Genomic DNA, 17,168 nt, shown 5'->3' on the forward strand with positions numbered 1-17,168 from the left:
CCTGTGTATCCGGCACGAACGAAAAAGGCTCCGCTCAAATGAGCGGAGCCTTTGTCCGAAGTGGAGCTGAGGGGACTCGAACCCCTGACCCCCTGCATGCCATGCAGGTGCGCTACCAGCTGCGCCACAGCCCCATATTCGCGTTGTTCGGTTTCAGGCCTTTCAGCTCTTCCGGCCGAAGCAACTCAAATATCTTAGAACAGCGTTTTCGGTAATTCCAAATCGGGCATATTCCGAGGTGAAAGCGTTAGCTGAGCTCGGACTCGTCGCCCGATGCAGCCTTAGCCGATGCGTCGTCGCCGAGTTCAAGGTCAACCGCAGGGCAGTCCTTCCAGAGGCGCTCCAAAGCATAGAACACGCGGTCTTCGGCATGCTGGACGTGGATGACGATGTCCGCGTAGTCGAGCAGCACCCAACGGCCTTCGGAACGGCCCTCGCGGCGCACCGGGCGGAGATCCTGCTTCAGCAGTTCCTCTTCGATGCCGTCAACGATCGCATTGACCTGGCGTTCCGTGGGCGCGGAAGCGATCAGGAAGATATCGGTCAGCGCCAGGCGCTCACTGACGTCCAGGGCAACGATGTCCTCGGCCAGCTTCTCAGCCGCGGCGCGCGCAGCGTGGCGGGCGAGGGTAATGGATTGTTCGTGTGCAGACAAAGGTACTCCTTGTTGTGGCCGGACGGCCGCGATTTATGGCAAACGCCGTTGTCAGCGGGTCTAGCCGCTGGTGATCATGATGATGCCGACAATCAGGGCGATGAGCCCAGCCGCCAGGACGCCGTACTGCAACAACCTGTTGCGCTGCGCACGGGCCAAACCTGCGGTGCCGGCATCGAGGGGGTCGAGCCCATAGGCCGTGCTCGCGGACACTGGCGCCCGCTCGGCGTCCTGCCCGGATTCGACGACGGAAGTACGCTTGCGGGCGTTCCGCGCCACAGCTTCCGCGCGGGCCAGAACACCTGCACGGCCCCGGGGATTCCGGGCGGGCCCCTGCTTGGTTTCGGTCGTCGGGTTGGGAGAAGTCACGAGCGGCACGAAGGTGGTACTCGGCCGCTTCATCACCGGACGTTCCACTCCCGGAACCTTCACGAATTCCAAAGGGGTGACCATGGCCAGGTTGTTCGCCGTCGACGGCCCGGAATCGAGGGTCGAAGACTTCGCCGCAGATTGCTTAGCTGCGGCAGGTTTGCCTTGGTCCCCGGATTTCTCCTGCCGTGCCTGTTCAGCCAGCTTCTGCTTGGCGGCGGCACGCTTATTGAGGATGGCAGCCCGCTCCGCCAAAGCGATCTGCTGCGCCAGAACCTCAGGATCCACGGCAAGGGGGTCCTGCTCGGCGATGTGCTCCAGTTTGGACGTCTGGTTCTGCACCTGCGCGGCAATCAACTCGCGGACGGCGAGAGCCTGTTCGACCGACATATCCGCCTCGGCCGGCGACGTGTGTGCGGCATCCGCGCGGTCACCGCCGGAGCCGGGCTTTTCGGACGCCGGAGCGGATCCGGGCTTTTCAGGCGCTGATTTTCCAAGCCCTGGCTTTTCCTGGGCCGGCCTCGCAGCGCCCGGCGTCGCAGTTCCCGGCGTCGCAGCGCCCGGCTTGGCGGCGCCCGGCTTGGCGGCGCCCGGCTTGGCGGCGCCCGGCTTGGCAGCGGTGCCAGGGGCCGAAATGCCCTTCACGTCTTCCTTTGCTACGCCTGCGGACGTAGAACCCGCAGCGGGAACAATGGGGTTGGCCGACGTCGCCATCTCGGCCTGCAACTGCTGCAGGCGAAGCTGCCTACGCGTGGGCGGACCACCGCCGGAAAGCTGTTCTTCCTTGTCAGCGAGTTCCTTGATGGCGCGCAACGCCGCGCGGTCGCGGGCGCGAATCTGCGAGGAACGTTCGGCCGCGGCCGACGAGACGGCATCAACCGGGGCATCGGCAGCGCGACGGTTCCGTGCGACACCTGCCGGGCGCTTGGCCTGTTGCTGCTGGGCGGACTTCACTTCAGCGGACTTCGCTTCAGCGGACTGGGCCTGGGCAGGATTGGCTCCGGCAAGCGTGGTTTGGGCAGCGTTCGCTTGAGCGGGCTGGGCCTGGGCAGGACTGGCTTCGGCAGCCCTGGCTGGGGCAGGTTTCGCTTGAGCGGGCTGGGCTTGTGCCGGCTTTGCCTGAGCCTGCTGCTTGGCTTCAGCCGACGCAGCGGACCCGGCGTCGTCAGTTCCGACAGCCGGCGCCGAAGCTTGCGCCTGCTCTTCCCGGGCACGTCGAAGTTCGCGCCTGCTGCGGATGGGTCGCTGTTCCTGGCTGCTCATTAAAAACTCATTCAGTACGTGCTTGGTCGTCTGATCCGGTCAGTGCTGGTGCCAACTCTGCTGCGTCCGGGTGCGGTGCGTACAACCCGTACTTGGCGATGTACTGTACAACCCCGTCAGGTACCAGGTACCAGACCGGGTTGCCCTCGTTCACGCGGTTTCGGCAATCGGTGGACGAGATGGCCATGGCGGGTACCTCAAGGAGGCTGACATCCTCATCCCGTCCAAGGTTGTGCAACTCGTGCCCCGGCCTGGTGACGCCCACGAAGTGCGCCAGGGACCACAGTTCGTCCACATCTTTCCAGGACAGGATCTGCGCCAGTGCGTCCGCGCCGGTGATGAAGAACAGGTCGGCATCGGGGCGCTGCTCGCGGAGGTCACGGAGGGTGTCAATGGTGTACGTCGGACCGGGCCGGTCAACGTCCACCCGGCTCACCGTGAAGCGGGGATTGGATGCCGTGGCGATCACCGTCATCAAGTACCTGTGCTCAGGCTTGCTGACCTCTTTGTTCGACTTCTGCCACGGTTGTCCCGTAGGCACGAACACGACTTCGTCCAAAGCGAACTTGGCCGCAACCTCACTGGCAGCCACAAGGTGGCCGTGATGGATGGGATCAAACGTTCCACCCATCACGCCCAAGCGGAGCCTGCGCTCCGAATCCCCGCGCGGTGTTGCAGCGATGATGTTAGTGGCCTGCGTGGTGGGTGTGCTTGTTGGGGTGCTGGCGGTGAGGATCCGCGTGCTCCTCGACGGCCTCGTGGCGGTTGCCGAGGTTGGTGTAGGAAAGAGTCACAAACATGAGGACAAGCAGGATGGCGAACATCACGATCCCGAAGACCCACGGCTCGGCCCAGAGCGGAGCGGGCTCGTGGCCGCCTTCAGTTTGGGCGGCAATGGACGTGGCGATCTGCTGAAACAGCATCTTCTCCCCTAGTTGGTTCTCAAGAAATGACGACGGCGGGCGTTCCCGCCGTTCCGGACTTCTGTTCTATGTTACAGCGTTGCTAGCTGCGGACCTGGCCCTCGCCTTGGACGATCCACTTGGTGGTGGTCAGTTCCGTCAGGCCCATGGGTCCGCGGGCGTGCAGCTTCTGGGTGGAAATGCCTACCTCGGCACCAAGGCCGAGTTCCCCGCCGTCGGTGAACCGCGTGGACGCGTTGACGATCACTGCAGCCGAGTCCACTTCCGCAATGAACTTCTCGGCATTGGCGAGGTTATTGGTGAGGATGGCCTCCGTGTGCCCGGTGGTCCAGGTACGGATGTGCTTGACCGCTTCGTCCAGGGAGTCCACCATGGCAACGGCCAGGTCCAGGTCCATGTATTCGGTGGCCCAGTCCTCGTCGTCCGCGGGCACCGTTTCGACGTCGGGACCCAAGGCAGCAGCAATGCGTTCGTCAACGTGAAGCCTGACGCCGGCTGACCGCAGCGCCTTTGCGACGGCAGGGAGCACAGTGGCACTCGAATGGACCAGCAGCGTTTCCACCGTGTTGCAGACGCTGGGCCGCTGGGTCTTGGCGTTCAGCAGGATCTCCACCGCCATCTTTTCCGAGGCGGATTCGTCGATGAAAATGTGGACGTTCCCTTCACCCGTCTCAATGACAGGCACGGAAGAGTTGGTCACCACGGTCTGGATGAGGTCACGCCCACCACGCGGGATGAGCACATCCACCTTGCCACGGGCACGCATCAGGACGTTGGCGCCTTCGCGGCCGAACTGGTCCACGGTTTGGACAGCATCCGCCGGAAGCCCTACGGAATCCAGGGCTTCACGCAAGATGCGGACAAGCGCCTCGTTGGTATGGGCAGCGGCCGAACCGCCGCGGAGGATGACGGCGTTGCCGCTCTTGAGGGCCAATCCGGCAATGTCCACGGTGACGTTCGGGCGGGCCTCGTAGATTGCGGCCACAACTCCCATGGGTACGTTCACCTGGCGCAGGCGCAAGCCGTTGGGCAGGGTCTGGCCGCGGACCACGTTGCCCACGGGATCAGGGAGGCCTGCGAGGTTCTCCAAAGCCGCAACGAGTCCCTCAATGCGTGCAGGCGTCAGTGTAAGCCTGTCCAGGAGGGCAGCGGAGGTGCCGTTGGCCTTGCCTGCGGCGACGTCTTTGGCGTTGGCCTCCAGGACCTGCTTCTGCTGCTCCAACAAGGCTGCTCCGATGGCACGGAGCGCGCGGTCCTTCCAAGCCCGGTTGGCTTGGCTCATGCGGCGGGCAGCCTTGCGGGACCGGTCGGCGATCGCGTAAACCGCGCTTTGGACATCTTCGGGTGTAACCGGGACAGCGCCTGCCACGGGGCTTGCCGGCGTCTGGCCGGAAGCACCGGAAACGTCGGAAGTCACAAGGGCATCAGGGGTCAGCGCTTCAGTCATGCTCCAAGTTTAGATGAGCGGGGCGCGCGTACGAGCACCAAGTCATCAACATGAACAACTTCACGGTCATAGCCGCGGCCCAAGGCTTGGCCCAGCTCCTGCGTGGTGCGCCCGAGCATGCGGGGAAGCTCCTCGGAGGAATAGTTGACCAGGCCACGGGCGACGACTGTTCCGTCCAGGCCCACCATCTCCACGGGGTCGCCGGCTTCGAATTCGCCTGTGATGTTCGAAATGCCCGCGGGTAGGAGTGACCTGTGCCTGTCGCGCACGGCCTTCACTGCGCCGTCGTCGAGCACCAGGCGTCCCCGGACAGTCGCAAGGTGGGCCAGCCACAAAAGCCGGACCGGTTTGCGGTTGCCGTTCACCGCGAACCAGGTTCCAACGTCCTCGCCCGCGAGGGCGGCTGCGGCGTTGGCGGTGGACGTCACCAAGGCATGTATTCCGGAGCTTGCGGCGATGGAGGCAGCCTCAACCTTGGTCATCATCCCGCCGGTACCCACTCCGGCTTTGCCGGCCTTGCCGATAGTGATGCCTTCCAGGTCCTGCGCTCCGCGCACCAGGGAAATGCGCTTCGCACCGTGGGCGGGCGGCCCGTCATAGACGGCGTCGACGTCGGACAGGAGCACCAGGGCATCGGCGCGCACCAAGTGGGCCACCAGGGCCGCAAGGCGGTCGTTGTCGCCGAAGCGGATTTCGTGCGTCGCGACGGTGTCGTTCTCATTGACCACCGGAACAACTCCGAGGTTCAGCAGCCTGTTCAGGGCACGGAAAGCATTGGTGTGCTGGGTCCGGCGCATCAGGTCGTCTGCGGTGAGCAGGACCTGGCTGACGGTGACTCCGTGGGCGTTGAACGCCTGCGTGTACCGCGCCATCAACAGCCCCTGCCCAACACTGGCGGCAGCCTGCTGGGTGGCCAGGTCCTTGGGACGCTTGGCAAGGCCCAGGGGCGCCAGCCCGGCCGCGATGGCACCGGAGGAAACCAGGATGATCTCCGCACCGGCATTGCGCTTCCCTGCCAGGGCATTCACCAAAGCCGTCAGCGACTTCTCGGAGATACCGCCCTTGATGCTGGTCAGCGACGAGGAACCCACCTTTACGACAATGCGCTTGGCTTCGGCAAGCTCGCGGCGCTGGTGGAGGCCTGCTTCCGGTGCTTCGAAAGTGCTAGTCGTCATCACCGTTGTCCAGGTTGCTTTCCTTGACGGTTTGGGCACGACGGCGGCTGGCGGATTCCGTCCAGATGCCCGCCTTGCGCTCGGCTTCCAGTTCGGCGCGCGCGGCAGCCTTGGCCTCGCGGCGCTCAAGCTGCTCCTCACGCTTCTGGGCACGGGTGGGACGATCGCCGATGTCGGCGATGCGGATGTCCGTGCCGCGCGGAGTGGCAAGGAGTTCGGCACCGGCCATCATGGTGGGTTCCCAGTCGAAGACGACGCCGTCGTCTTCGCCGATCACCACGGTGTCTCCGGGCTTGGCCCCGACCTTGAAGAGTTCGGTTTCCACGCCCAGCTTGGCAAGGCGGTCGGCGAGGTAGCCGATAGCTTCCTCGTTGGTGAAATCAGTCTGCTTGACCCAGCGCACGGGCTTTTCACCCAGGACGCGGAAGAGCGGCTCGAGGTTCTTCTCCTCGCGGCGGATCCGGAAACCGGCCTCGTTGACGGCGCGCGGCCGCAGGACCTGCGGGGCAACCTTGGGCGGTGCAGCCTTGACGGCGTCACGGGCAGCCTTGACGATCTCTGCCATGGCGAAGCTGAGCGGGCGCAGGCCCTCGCGGCTGGTGGCCGATACTTCGAAGACGCGGTAGCCGCGGGCTTCGAGGTCCGGCCTGACGAATTCGGCCATGTCCTTGCCGTCCGGCAGGTCCACCTTGTTGAGCACCACCAGCTTGGGGCGTTCGTTCAGGGGAACCACTTCCCCGTCCACTCCCGCGTAGCTCATGTCAACGGCGTACTTCTCAAGTTCCGCTTCAATGATGGCGAGGTCGGACAGCGGGTCGCGGTCCGATTCGAGCGTTCCGCAGTCCAGCACGTGGACCAGCGCCGCGCAACGCTCGACGTGGCGGAGGAAGTTGTGGCCGAGGCCGCGGCCCTCGCTGGCGCCTTCGATAAGCCCGGGAACGTCCGCGATGGTGAAACGCACGTCGCCGGCCTGTACCACGCCCAGGTTAGGCACCAACGTGGTGAAGGGGTAGTCGGCAATCTTGGGCCGGGCTGCCGACATCGCGGCAATCAGGCTTGATTTTCCGGCGGAAGGGAAACCGACCAGGGCGATGTCGGCGATGGACTTCAGCTCCAGGACGATGTCGCTGGATTCCCCCTCGATTCCCAGGAGGGCGAACCCCGGAGCGCGGCGCTTTTGCGAGGAGAGTGCTGCGTTGCCCAGTCCCCCGATGCCGCCGGCGGCCGCAACGAACTCGGTGCCTTCTCCGACCAGGTCTGCAAGGACCTTTCCGTCCTTGGTCTTGACTACCGTGCCGTCAGGAACGGGAAGAACCAGTGTTTCCCCGTTCTTGCCGTCACGCCAATCACCCATGCCAGGGCCGCCGTTGGTGGCGTGGCGGTGCGGGGCATGGTGGTAATCAAGGAGCGTGGTGGTCTGGCTCGAGACACGGAGGATGACGTCGCCGCCATTGCCGCCGTTGCCGCCGTCGGGCCCGCCCAGCGGCTTGAACTTCTCGCGCTTGACGGAGACACAGCCATGGCCGCCGGTACCGCCTGATACGTGCAGGACTACCCGGTCTACAAAGCTCGCCACGTGAATCTCCTCTATTGCTGTCAACAGCGCGAACGCCTTGCCCAGTGCGCCTGGCGCCCTGAACGATTGTAATGCGGTTAAAAGAACAGTGGAGCGGACCTGTTGGCCCGCTCCACCGGTTCAGAAAGTGTTGTTACTCTGCGGCAGCAGCAGCAACGATGTTCACCACGCGACGGCCACGGCGAGTACCGAACTCAACCGCACCGGCTTCGAGGGCGAACAGGGTGTCGTCGCCACCGCGACCGACGCCTGCACCGGGGTGGAAGTGGGTGCCACGCTGGCGAACGATGATTTCGCCTGCGGAAACTACCTGGCCACCGAAACGCTTGACGCCGAGGCGCTGTGCGTTGGAGTCACGACCGTTGCGAGTGGAGCTCGCGCCTTTTTTGTGTGCCATGTGAAATGCCTGCCTCTAAATTTCTGGGGAAACTGAAATCTGAACTACGTAACGGACGTTACGCGATGCTCGTGATCTTGATCTTGGTCAGTTCCTGACGGTGACCCTGGCGCTTCTTGTAGCCGGTCTTGTTCTTGAACTTCTGGATGACAATCTTGGGACCGCGGAGGTCTTCCAGGATCTCAGCCGTGACCTTCACCTTGGCCAGGTCCGCAGCAGCGGAGGTGACCTTGTCGCCGTCAACCAGGAGCAAGGCGGGCAGCTCAAGCGTGCTGCCGGCTCCACCGGGGACGCGGTTCAGAGTTACGTAGTCTCCAACGGAAACCTTTTCTTGGCGGCCGCCTGCGCGGACAATCGCGTACACCACTTGGGTACTCACTTCTCTCGACGTTTCTTACTAAATTTGCGTGCGGAACCCCGAACCGGAATCAGGCCTGGTTCACGCTGTGCCTCAACGCCGTGGACTTCAGATCGAAGCCCGCGAGTCATCCCATGAACAATTCCAAGGGGCATAACCCAAGTGTTGGCGTAAGCACCGAAGATCAAGATTACGCTAGTTTGACCTTCAGCTGCAAATGAGGCCGGGTCCGGAAGCCACCACGTGACGCTTGTCACCAGTAGGAACGGACGTTCCCGGCACCGTGCCCATACAGCTTACAGCCTCTACGTGGCCTTGCCGTTGATTTCCCATCCGACGCGCGGAGTCCGGGTTACGAATGCAGTCTTGGCGCATCAAAGAACGCGGTCTCGTAGCGGCATGACTGGACGAAGGCTTCCTTCATGGCAGCCCGTTCACGGCCGGATGCCGCAGCTGCTGCGGCATCCGTGAGAGCAATCGCCTTCCTCGTCGCCTCCGCAAAATCCTCGTCTGCATAGGTCCTCAGCCAATCCGCGTAGGGATGGTTCTCCGGGGAACCGGCTTGGACGAAGTTGGCATGCAATTGCTGCCCCACTTCCGCATACAGCCAGTAGCAGGGCAGGACCGCAGCAAGCAGGACGCCGTAGCTTCCCGAAGCAGATGACGCCACCAGATGGTCCACATAGGCCTTGGTGACGGGGCCGCTCTGCGTCGTCGCTTCACGGCCGCTCAGCCAATTCCGGTGCAATTCGGATTCCACGTCCAGGCACTGTTGGGAACCCCGGGCCCAGAACAGCTGCTCTTCTTCCGTCGGAGCGAGGGCACCCGCCCGGGCAAGCACCCTGGAATACCCGTTGAGGTAAAGGGCGTCCTGTGCCAGGTAGTAGCTGAACTCGGACTCCGGCAACTCCCCGGACCCCAAGTCCCGTATGAAGGCAAGCCCGTGGATGGCTTCCAGCTCCACAGCGGCTTCCTTCCACAGGAGAGCAGCGAAGGCTCCGGGCCGGGATGATTCCCCGAGGTGGTGGAAATGGTGGATCGGACCGCTCCCCTGGCCCACTTCAAGGTCGTCAGCCCTCATCAGCGCCTCGCGCAACCAGGGCTTGACTTCGCGCAGGGACGCCTCCCAATCTCCTGTTCTTGCCTGGACAGTGGCCAGGGCCGAGGACAACGAGCAGCCGGTGCCGTGGCTGTTCCGTGTCTGAACGCGCGGGCCCCCGACTTCGATCACGTCCTGACGCAGCAAACCGCTGGTATTGATAAGCGCATCCGGACACTGCGCCCCCGGCAAGTGGCCTCCCTTGACCAGCACCGTATTGCCGCACTCCCCGGCCAACCGTTTGCCCTGGTCCAGCGCCGCAGGCCAGTCCTCCGCTTCGGGTTCCCCCAGCAGCATGGCCAGTTCCGGAAGGTTGGGTGTAATGAGGTCCGCCATCGGCAGAAGGTCACGCAACGCTGCCTCGGCTGATTCCCGCAGCAGCCGGTCACCGCTGGTGGCCACCATCACCGGGTCCAGGACCACGACGGCGGGACGTACCTTGGCAAGCCAGGTCCGGACCTCGTTGATGACGGCGGCATCACCGAGCATCCCGATCTTCACGGCGTCGATAGCGACGTCGCTGCTGACGGTTTCCAACTGCTGGCGGAGGAATTCCACCGGCGGCACATGCACACCGCTGACGCCCCGCGTGTTCTGGGCCGTCAGCGCGGTGATGGCGGCCATACCGTAGCCGCCGTGCGCAGCAATGCTTTTAAGGTCCGCTTGGATCCCCGCCCCGCCGGAGGGGTCCGAACCAGCAATGCTCAACACCCTCGGATGTGTACGGATGACCGCTGGCAACGGATAAACAGCAGAAGACGACATTGAAGTCATGGAGACATCCCTTCGCCGGTGCTAACCGGACAGGTTCAACGGGTCTGGATCTCAGCCCGGCCCAATGCCCGGCACCCCGTGTCAGTGTCCTAGCCTAGCCCGGAAGCCCCTCACGCCGGGAACCCCGGCGGCTAACGGCCTGGATATGACCCCAGCGGGCGGATGATGACCCGTTGCACGACGAAGGCCGCACAGCATGCGCTGCGCGGCCTTCGTTCCACCTGTGTCTTCAGTGCCTGTTTACAGCTCCGACGCCGGAACACCCACCCCCAGGATGATCGGCTCCGATGCTGCAGTTGGCTTCTTTGCCGGCTCAGCCGGCGCCTTCGCTTCGTGCGAGGTCCCGCCACCTGTGGCGGCCCGAACGTCGTGGTGCTCAACGTTGGTCTCGTTGGCAGCGCCCTGGGCCCTGCTGGCGCTGCGGTTCCGCCTGCCGCGCCGGCCACGGGCGCCGGACCGGGACTCCACGGGTTCGGTACCAGCGGACGTGACTGCCAAGGGGTCGGCGCTCCCGGGAGCCTCAGCAGATTCAACATTCCCGGGCGCGTCCTGCCCAGACCCGGCAACCTCAGACCCGGGGACAACCTCAGGTGTGCCACCCAAGTGCGAGAAGGCCTCAGCCAGCAGATCCAGGCTCATGGCAGGCTTCTTGGCAGGTTCGTCGTGATGCTCCACGAAAGGCAGAGCCACTTCCTCTCCGCCGAAGCGCAGTACCGGAGCCGGACGGCCCTCCCTGGCCGCAGTTTCTGCCGGGGTGGAGCCCTGCGTCTGCCCGCCCTGCTCAGGGGCCTGGGCGGCATCCCCTTGGGCAGGAGCCGACTGCGCAGGAGCCTTCCGGGCAGGATCCGCCTGGGCGGGACCCGACTGGCCTGCTTCCGCCTTACCGGCGGCGCGGGCTGCTTCCTCGGCGCGGTGCACCTCGTCATCGTGCAGGTGTGCAGCGTGCGCAGCAGCGGCGATCGTCGCCAATGCGGCCCGGGTAGCCTCTGCCTTGGCTTTCTGGGCGGGATCCACGGACTCAGCCGGAGCGGGTGCCGTCGGGGCAGCGGCCGGCTGGACCGGCGTCGTAGCTTCCGGTGCCTGGTTGCCCCCCTTGCCGCGGCGACGCTTACGCTCACTGCGCTGGGACGGCTGCTGTGCTTCGGTGTGGGACCGGTGCTGCTCGGCAGCCACCACATTCGCGCGGCGGTGCTCCACGGGCTCGTCGTGCGTCACCACGCCGCGGCCGGCACAGTGCTCGCATTGCTCACCGAAGACCTCCAGCAAGCCTGTGCCCATGCGCTTGCGCGTCATCTGGACGAGGCCCAGGGACGTCACCTCCGCCACCTGGTGCTTGGTGCGGTCGCGGCCAAGGCACTCCACCAGCCGGCGCAGCACCAAGTCCCTGTTGGACTCCAGGACCATATCGATGAAGTCGATGACGATGATGCCGCCGATGTCACGGAGGCGGAGCTGGCGAACTACCTCTTCGGCCGCTTCCAGATTGTTCTTGGTGACGGTCTCTTCCAAGTTGCCGCCGCTGCCGGTGAACTTGCCGGTGTTGACGTCCACGACAGTCATGGCCTCGGTACGGTCGATCACCAAAGAGCCGCCGGACGGCAGGAAGACCTTGCGTTCCAGAGCCTTGTGGATTTGTTCGTCAATGCGCCAGGCAGCAAAGATGTCCTGGTCCTTGGTCCACTTTTCCAAGCGACCCACCAGGTCAGGCGCAACGTACGTAACGTAGGCCTCAATGGTGTCCCAGGCTTCGTCGCCGGAAACAATCAGCTTGGAGAAGTCCTCGTTGAAGACGTCCCGAACCACCTTGATGGTGAGGTCCGGTTCGCCGTACAGCAGTTCCGGGGCAAGGACCTTGGTTGAGGATGCTTGGCTCTCGATGCCTTCCCACTGCGCCCGGAGGCGGTTGATGTCGTGGGTCAGTTCCTCTTCCGACGCGCCTTCGGCGGCCGTGCGGACAATCACGCCGGCGTTCTCCGGCAAACGGTCCTTCAGGATCCGCTTGAGGCGGTTCCGTTCGACGTCGGGCAGTTTCCGGGAGATTCCGGTCATGGAACCGCCCGGGACATAGACGAGGTAGCGGCCAGGCAGGGAGATCTGGCTGGTCAGGCGCGCACCCTTGTGACCCACGGGGTCCTTGGTGACCTGCACCAGGACGGAGTCTCCGGACTTGAGCGCGTTCTCGATCCGGCGCGGTTGGCCCTCAAGGTTCACCGCGTCCCAGTTCACCTCGCCGGCATAGAGCACCGCATTGCGGCCGCGTCCAATGTCGACGAACGCTGCCTCCATGGACGGCAGGACGTTCTGTACTTTGCCCAGGTAGACGTTTCCGATGAGGGAGTCCTGCTGGGTCTTGGAAACAAAGTGTTCAGCCAGCACGCCGTCTTCCAGGACGCCGATCTGGATTCTGTCATCGCGCTGGCGGACGATCATCTGGCGGTCGACGGACTCACGACGCGCCAGGAACTCGGCCTCGGTGATGACCTGGCGGCGGCGACCGGTTTCGCGCGATTCGCGGCGTCGCTGCTTCTTGGCTTCGAGCCTGGTTGAACCCTTGACGCTCGCCACCCGGTTGGAGGCAGCGGTCTCGGTGATGGGGCGGGGCGCCCGGACCCGGGTGACCGTGTTGGGCGGATCGTCATCCGATCCGCCGGTCAGTTCGAGGTCCTGGTCCCCCCGACGGCGCCGACGGCGACGGCGCGAAGTGACGCCCTCTTCCAAGGCCTCCGCAGCCGGAGCTTCGTCGTCTTCGGTTTCGCTGCTGCCCTCGGCATCGTTGTCATCGCGTTCGTTGCCGCGGCGTCCGCGGCGTCCCCGGCTGCGGCGGCGGCGGCGGCTGCCGGCATCTTCCGACTCAGCTTCACCGCTGGCCTCGGTTTCATCGTCGGCCTCGGCGTCTTTTTCTTCGGCCGGGCGGACAACAGCACTGAGGTCGGGCGCCTGGAAGATCATCGAGGTGATGGAGACCGGCTCAAGGAACAAGGAGGACGAACCGGCAGCGTCCGTTTCAGCCTGCTCCTCCGCTGTTGCGGCCGGAGCTTCCTGGCTGGTTTCTGCGACGGGCTCTGCATCCGCGGCACCGGCTGTGGCTTCGGCAGCGGCTTCGGCGCTTTCGGCCTGCTGAGCTTCAACCTTTGCTTTTGCAGTACGACGACGGCGGACCGGCTTTTCCGGTGCAGCCTCGGCTTGCGCTTCTGCGGGCTCAGCGGCGGTTGCTGCTGCGTCTGCGGCCTCAGCGGAAGATCCTGCCGGTTCTGTGGCCACTGCCGGTTCTGTGGTCTCTGCCTGCGCGTCCGGCGCAGGGGTCCCATCGAAGCCGGGAAGGGGCTCAGCAGGCTCAACCTTCTTGCGGGCACGGCTTCGACGTGCCGGAGCCTGCGCAGCTGGTTCTTCAGTAGCCGGTGCGCCGGCAGCGGCATCGGGGGCCTGGACAGCCGCAGCGGCATCGGCAGCTTCTTCGGCGGTCACCGGCTCTGCCGCACTGTCGGCAGCTGCCTTGGCGGCAGTCTTGCGGGGCGCGCGGGCGGTCCTGGCGCGGGTGGTTTTCTTGGGCGCCTCCGCTGCTTCCGCGGGTTCCGCCCCATCATTTACGGCTACAACCTGGTCATTATCCATATGTGGCAACACTCCTGCCCCGGAAGCGCCGCCACATCCGGCACCCAATGGGGCAAATATTGTCAAAACCCGCAGGCGTTGACAGAAGTCAGTAGTATGCCTTCCGGTTCGCACCATCCTTGGGGTGCGGCAGCCCTGGAAGGCCAGTGCCTTGGTTCTAAAACCCGTTGTTCAGCTGCCACAACCAGGTGCCGTCCATTGTCATGGCGGGCCTGTAGCGGATCAGTCGATCCGTGCAGGCCCTGCTCATGCTGGCGGTCTTGGGAACAAGTCACCGGACCGGATGACGAATGTGGATCGGCTTCCAGCCATGTCCATTCTCTCACACCCCCGCACATTCACGGGGTAGGAACCGTGTCGCCTACCGGTTGTGGAAGGGAAAGCTGGGCGCAGGGTTCAGCATGCGGCGTTAGAATCCTCCAAAGAACCCATCCCGGCCAGACCGGGGCCACCCGTTGGAAGAGGATGCATCCGCGATGCCAAGCACTGCCAGGGGAAACCTGGACCACCATGCCCCGCCCCCTGCTGCCGGACCCGCACCGCACAGGGATACGCTGCCTGCAGCCGTACGGGACAAGCCGTTTGCCTGGCTCCTCTTGGTGACAGGCGTCGTCGGTTGGCTGGCCTCGGGGGCATTGGTGCTGGAAAAGCTCCAGGCGCTCCAGGACCCCAACCACGTCACTGCATGCGATGTAAATCCATGGGTCTCCTGCGGAACAGTGATGAAGACGTGGCAAAGTTCCCTCTTCGGATTCCCGAACATGTTCATCGGCATCGTCGCCTTCGCCGTGATCATCACCACGGCCATGGGAATCCTTGCCGGTGCCAGGTTTTCCCGGGGGTACTGGCTGGGCCTACAGGCTGGAGTGACGCTCGGTTTCGCGTTCGTGGTCTGGTTATGGTCGCAGGCTTTGTACGCGATCAACGTCCTGTGCCCGTTCTGCATGGTGGTCTGGGCAGCCATGATTCCCATGTTTGTGTGGGTCACCATCCGCAACATCAGCCACGGGGTCATTAAGGCGCCTGCCAGGCTGACCAAGGTGCTGGGCGATTCGGGGTGGATCATCGTGGCACTGCTTTACGTGGCAGTCATCGCGACGATCTTCTTCGCGTTCCTCCATGTTTTCGCCGGAACGTCCGGCTACTAAGCACTTTCTCAAACACCGCGGGATGACAGTTAAGGCCAATGTTCGTGATGAACATTGGCCTTAACTGTCATTTCGCTGTAGGTGCGCCAGGTCTTACTCGAACCAGATCTTGATCTCGCGCTCGGCAGACTCCACCGAGTCGGAGCCGTGGACCAGGTTCTGCTGGACAGCCAGTCCCCAGTCACGGCCGAAGTCGCCGCGGATGGTTCCGGGCGCCGCCGTCGTCGGGTCCGTGGTTCCCGCCAGCGAACGGAAGCCTTCAATGACGCGGTGGCCTTCAAAGACAGCTGCCACAACCGGCCCGCTCAGCATGAACTCAACCAGCGGCTCGTAGAACGGCTTGCCGACGTGCTCCTCGTAGTGCTGCTCCAGGAGCTCCCGGGTCGCGTTGACCTTCTTCAGCTCCGCCAAGGTGTATCCCTTGGCTTCGATCCGGGCGAGGATGGTTCCGCTCAGGTTGCGGGCGACGCCGTCGGGCTTGACCAGGACGAGGGTCCGTTCAATGCTCACAGTTGCTCCAATGTGGTTTCTTGGTGGGGTTTCCCTGCCAGTTTACGGGGTTGGGGCGCCGGGCTCGTCACGGTGCGCAGCATCCCACTCGGCCTGTACACGGTCGCGCTGGGCAACCTCCCGGTCAATCCGGATACCCGTCCGGATGCCGTACCACCAGCAGATGGCGAACAGGATGCCCACAATGAACATCGTCGGTTCGGCCAAGCCCGTGAGGATGAGGACTATCTGCAGTCCCCAGCCCAGCCCGATGCCCCACGGCTTGGCGAGCACGGCGCAGGTGAGGACCAACACGACGCTCAGGGCAATGCCAACGCTGAGGATGATCGCGGGAGGAACCTCTCCCCGCTTCAGCCCGAAGACCACCAGCGTGCCGAAGAAGGCGACGAAGGCCTCCAGCAACAGCACGGTTGAACCGAACATCACTTTGGTGGAACGACGCTTCTTGGGCATGCCGGGACGCCACTCGCGTTGTGCCTTGGTCAGCTTGGCCATGGTCAGGCACCGGCCTTTCCGAGGAGGATACGGGCCTCGGCTACCAAGGTGATGGAGCCTGTCACGAGGACTCCCCCGGCAAGGTCGTCATTGGATTCCGAACGTTCGACCGCCCATTCGAGGGCGTCGTCGAGCTTCTCCGCAATGTGGACGTTCTCCTCGCCAAAACCGAGGTCGACGGCGATTTCCGCCAGTTCCGCCGCGGGAATCGCCCGGGGAGAGTTGGACTGCGTAAAGCAGAACTCCTCAGCCAGGCCGCCCAGTTGTTCCTGGAGTGTCTTGAGGATTTCCTCGGCGTCCTTCTCCTGGAGGATGCCGACCACCACCACGAGCTTGCTGAAACTGAAGGCCTCATGGATGGCCTCGGCAGAGACCTTGATGCCATCGGGGTTGTGGGCAGCGTCAACCACGATCGTCGGCGCGGTCCGCACTACCTCCAGGCGGCCCGGGGAGGTGACGTTGCCGAACGCTTCGCGGAGGACATCGGCGTTCAGCTCTTTCTCTCCCCCGCCGAAGAAGGCCTCCAGCGCGGCAACTGCCACCGCAGCGTTCTCCGCCTGGTGGGCGCCGTGCAGGGGAAGCAGCAGCTCCTCATACCGTCCAGCCAGTCCCTGGATTGTCAGCACCTGCCCGCCAACGGCCACGCTGCGGGATTCCACGCCGAATTCGACGCCCTCGAAACGGAACGGAACGTCCACTTCACGGGCCTTGTCCAGGAGCACTTGGGCGGCATCCACGGGTTGCGCGGCACTGACCAGGAAGCCGCCGGGCTTGATGATTCCGGCTTTCTCGTAGGCGATGTCCTCCGTGGTATCGCCGAGGAGGTCCGTGTGGTCCAGGGATATGGGCGTGATCACGGATACTTGGCCGTCGCCGACGTTGGTGGCATCGGTGATGCCGCCAAGGCCCACTTCGAAGACCGCAACATCCACCGGCTCATCGGCAAAGATCGCGAAGCCAAGGATGGTGACACACTCGAAATAGGTCAGGCGAGGCTGGCCCTCGGCGACGAGTTCGTTGTCCACGATCTCCAGGTAGGGCCGGATCTCGTCCCAAATCCTGACGAAGGTCTCGTCGGAGACGGGTTCGCCATTGATGCTGATGCGTTCGGTCACCTTGGAAAGGTGCGGGCTGGTGTACCGGCCGGTGCTGAGCCCGTGCGCGCGCAGTCCCGCCTCGATCATCCGGGCAGTAGAGGTCTTGCCGTTGGTTCCCGTGATGTGGATGATCGGAAAGGCCTTGTTCGGCTCGCCCAGGACCTCCATGGCACGGAACAGCGGAGCAAGGCGGGGTTCCATCTTGTTCTCCGGTGCGCGGCCGAGCAGTTCCGCATAGACGCTTTCGACCGAGAATTCGTCAGTCATGGA

General features: G+C 64.2%; 15 protein-coding genes, 1 tRNA gene and 1 riboswitch. Of the genes, 1 reads left to right on the top strand and 15 read right to left on the bottom strand.

Going from position 1 to position 17,168, the window contains the following annotated elements; genetic code table 11:
• Positions 1–61: 61 nt before the first annotated feature.
• The 12 genes from OCL88_RS10395 to OCL88_RS10450 form a co-directional block, all read right to left on the bottom strand.
• A tRNA-Ala gene (locus OCL88_RS10395) sits at positions 62–134 on the bottom strand.
• 113 nt (positions 135–247) lie between these two features.
• Positions 248–655, bottom strand: coding sequence for a ribosome silencing factor (rsfS, locus tag OCL88_RS10400; protein WP_264962454.1), 408 nt, complete (start codon positions 653–655; stop codon positions 248–250).
• A gap of 60 nt (positions 656–715) precedes the next feature.
• On the bottom strand, positions 716–2,287 hold the full coding sequence (locus tag OCL88_RS10405; protein ID WP_264962455.1) for a hypothetical protein: 1,572 nt from the start codon (positions 2,285–2,287) through the stop codon (positions 716–718).
• Between the two features lie 7 nt (positions 2,288–2,294).
• Entirely contained in the window at positions 2,295–2,918 is a 624-nt protein-coding gene (nadD, locus tag OCL88_RS10410) for a nicotinate-nucleotide adenylyltransferase (RefSeq protein ID WP_021470678.1), read from the bottom strand.
• A gap of 55 nt (positions 2,919–2,973) precedes the next feature.
• Positions 2,974–3,210 (bottom strand): hypothetical protein, encoded by a 237-nt coding sequence (locus tag OCL88_RS10415; protein WP_021470679.1) that lies wholly within the window; start codon positions 3,208–3,210, stop codon positions 2,974–2,976.
• A gap of 82 nt (positions 3,211–3,292) precedes the next feature.
• Entirely contained in the window at positions 3,293–4,657 is a 1,365-nt protein-coding gene (locus OCL88_RS10420) for a glutamate-5-semialdehyde dehydrogenase (RefSeq protein ID WP_264962456.1), read from the bottom strand.
• Positions 4,654–5,832 (bottom strand): glutamate 5-kinase, encoded by a 1,179-nt coding sequence (gene proB / locus OCL88_RS10425; RefSeq protein WP_021470681.1) that lies wholly within the window; start codon positions 5,830–5,832, stop codon positions 4,654–4,656. Before proB ends, OCL88_RS10420 begins: the two co-directional genes overlap by 4 nt.
• Complete coding sequence (gene obgE, locus OCL88_RS10430; protein ID WP_021470682.1) at positions 5,822–7,408, bottom strand: GTPase ObgE; 1,587 nt, start codon at positions 7,406–7,408, stop codon at positions 5,822–5,824. Before obgE ends, proB begins: the two co-directional genes overlap by 11 nt.
• Before the next feature lie 133 nt (positions 7,409–7,541).
• The gene (gene rpmA, locus OCL88_RS10435; RefSeq protein ID WP_021470683.1) at positions 7,542–7,805 is read right to left on the bottom strand and encodes a 50S ribosomal protein L27; all 264 of its coding nucleotides are present in this window, start codon (positions 7,803–7,805) and stop codon (positions 7,542–7,544) included.
• A 58-nt stretch (positions 7,806–7,863) separates the two neighbouring features.
• Positions 7,864–8,172: a 50S ribosomal protein L21 gene (rplU, locus tag OCL88_RS10440; protein ID WP_021470684.1), complete on the bottom strand. Its 309-nt coding sequence runs from the start codon at positions 8,170–8,172 to the stop codon at positions 7,864–7,866.
• Positions 8,173–8,515: 343 nt separating this feature from the next.
• Positions 8,516–10,036 carry a bifunctional hydroxymethylpyrimidine kinase/phosphomethylpyrimidine kinase gene (thiD, locus tag OCL88_RS10445; protein WP_264962457.1) on the bottom strand — a complete coding sequence of 507 codons (1,521 nt, stop codon included), beginning with the start codon at positions 10,034–10,036 and terminating at the stop codon, positions 8,516–8,518.
• A riboswitch (TPP riboswitch) is annotated at positions 10,027–10,125 on the bottom strand. Its footprint overlaps the gene before it by 10 nt.
• A 151-nt stretch (positions 10,126–10,276) precedes the next feature.
• Positions 10,277–13,648, bottom strand: a complete 3,372-nt coding sequence (locus tag OCL88_RS10450; RefSeq protein WP_264962458.1) for a ribonuclease E/G — start codon at positions 13,646–13,648, stop codon at positions 10,277–10,279.
• A gap of 476 nt (positions 13,649–14,124) precedes the next feature.
• Between OCL88_RS10450 and OCL88_RS10455 the strand changes: the two genes are divergently transcribed.
• Entirely contained in the window at positions 14,125–14,796 is a 672-nt protein-coding gene (locus OCL88_RS10455; RefSeq protein ID WP_264962459.1) for a vitamin K epoxide reductase family protein, read from the top strand.
• A 93-nt stretch (positions 14,797–14,889) separates the two neighbouring features.
• Here the strand turns inward: OCL88_RS10455 and ndk are convergent, their stop codons facing one another.
• The 3 genes from ndk to OCL88_RS10470 are packed head-to-tail and all read right to left on the bottom strand — an operon-like array spanning position 14,890 to position 17,165.
• Positions 14,890–15,306, bottom strand: a complete 417-nt coding sequence (gene ndk / locus OCL88_RS10460; protein ID WP_021470688.1) for a nucleoside-diphosphate kinase — start codon at positions 15,304–15,306, stop codon at positions 14,890–14,892.
• Between the two features lie 42 nt (positions 15,307–15,348).
• Positions 15,349–15,801 carry a DUF4233 domain-containing protein gene (locus OCL88_RS10465; RefSeq protein ID WP_264962460.1) on the bottom strand — a complete coding sequence of 151 codons (453 nt, stop codon included), beginning with the start codon at positions 15,799–15,801 and terminating at the stop codon, positions 15,349–15,351.
• A 2-nt stretch (positions 15,802–15,803) separates the two neighbouring features.
• Positions 15,804–17,165 (bottom strand): bifunctional folylpolyglutamate synthase/dihydrofolate synthase, encoded by a 1,362-nt coding sequence (locus tag OCL88_RS10470; RefSeq protein WP_062096983.1) that lies wholly within the window; start codon positions 17,163–17,165, stop codon positions 15,804–15,806.
• Positions 17,166–17,168 lie beyond the last annotated feature (3 nt).

The sequence above is a fragment of the Paenarthrobacter sp. PAE-2 genome, from assembly GCF_026013155.1.
Lineage (GTDB): Bacteria > Actinomycetota > Actinomycetes > Actinomycetales > Micrococcaceae > Arthrobacter > Arthrobacter ureafaciens.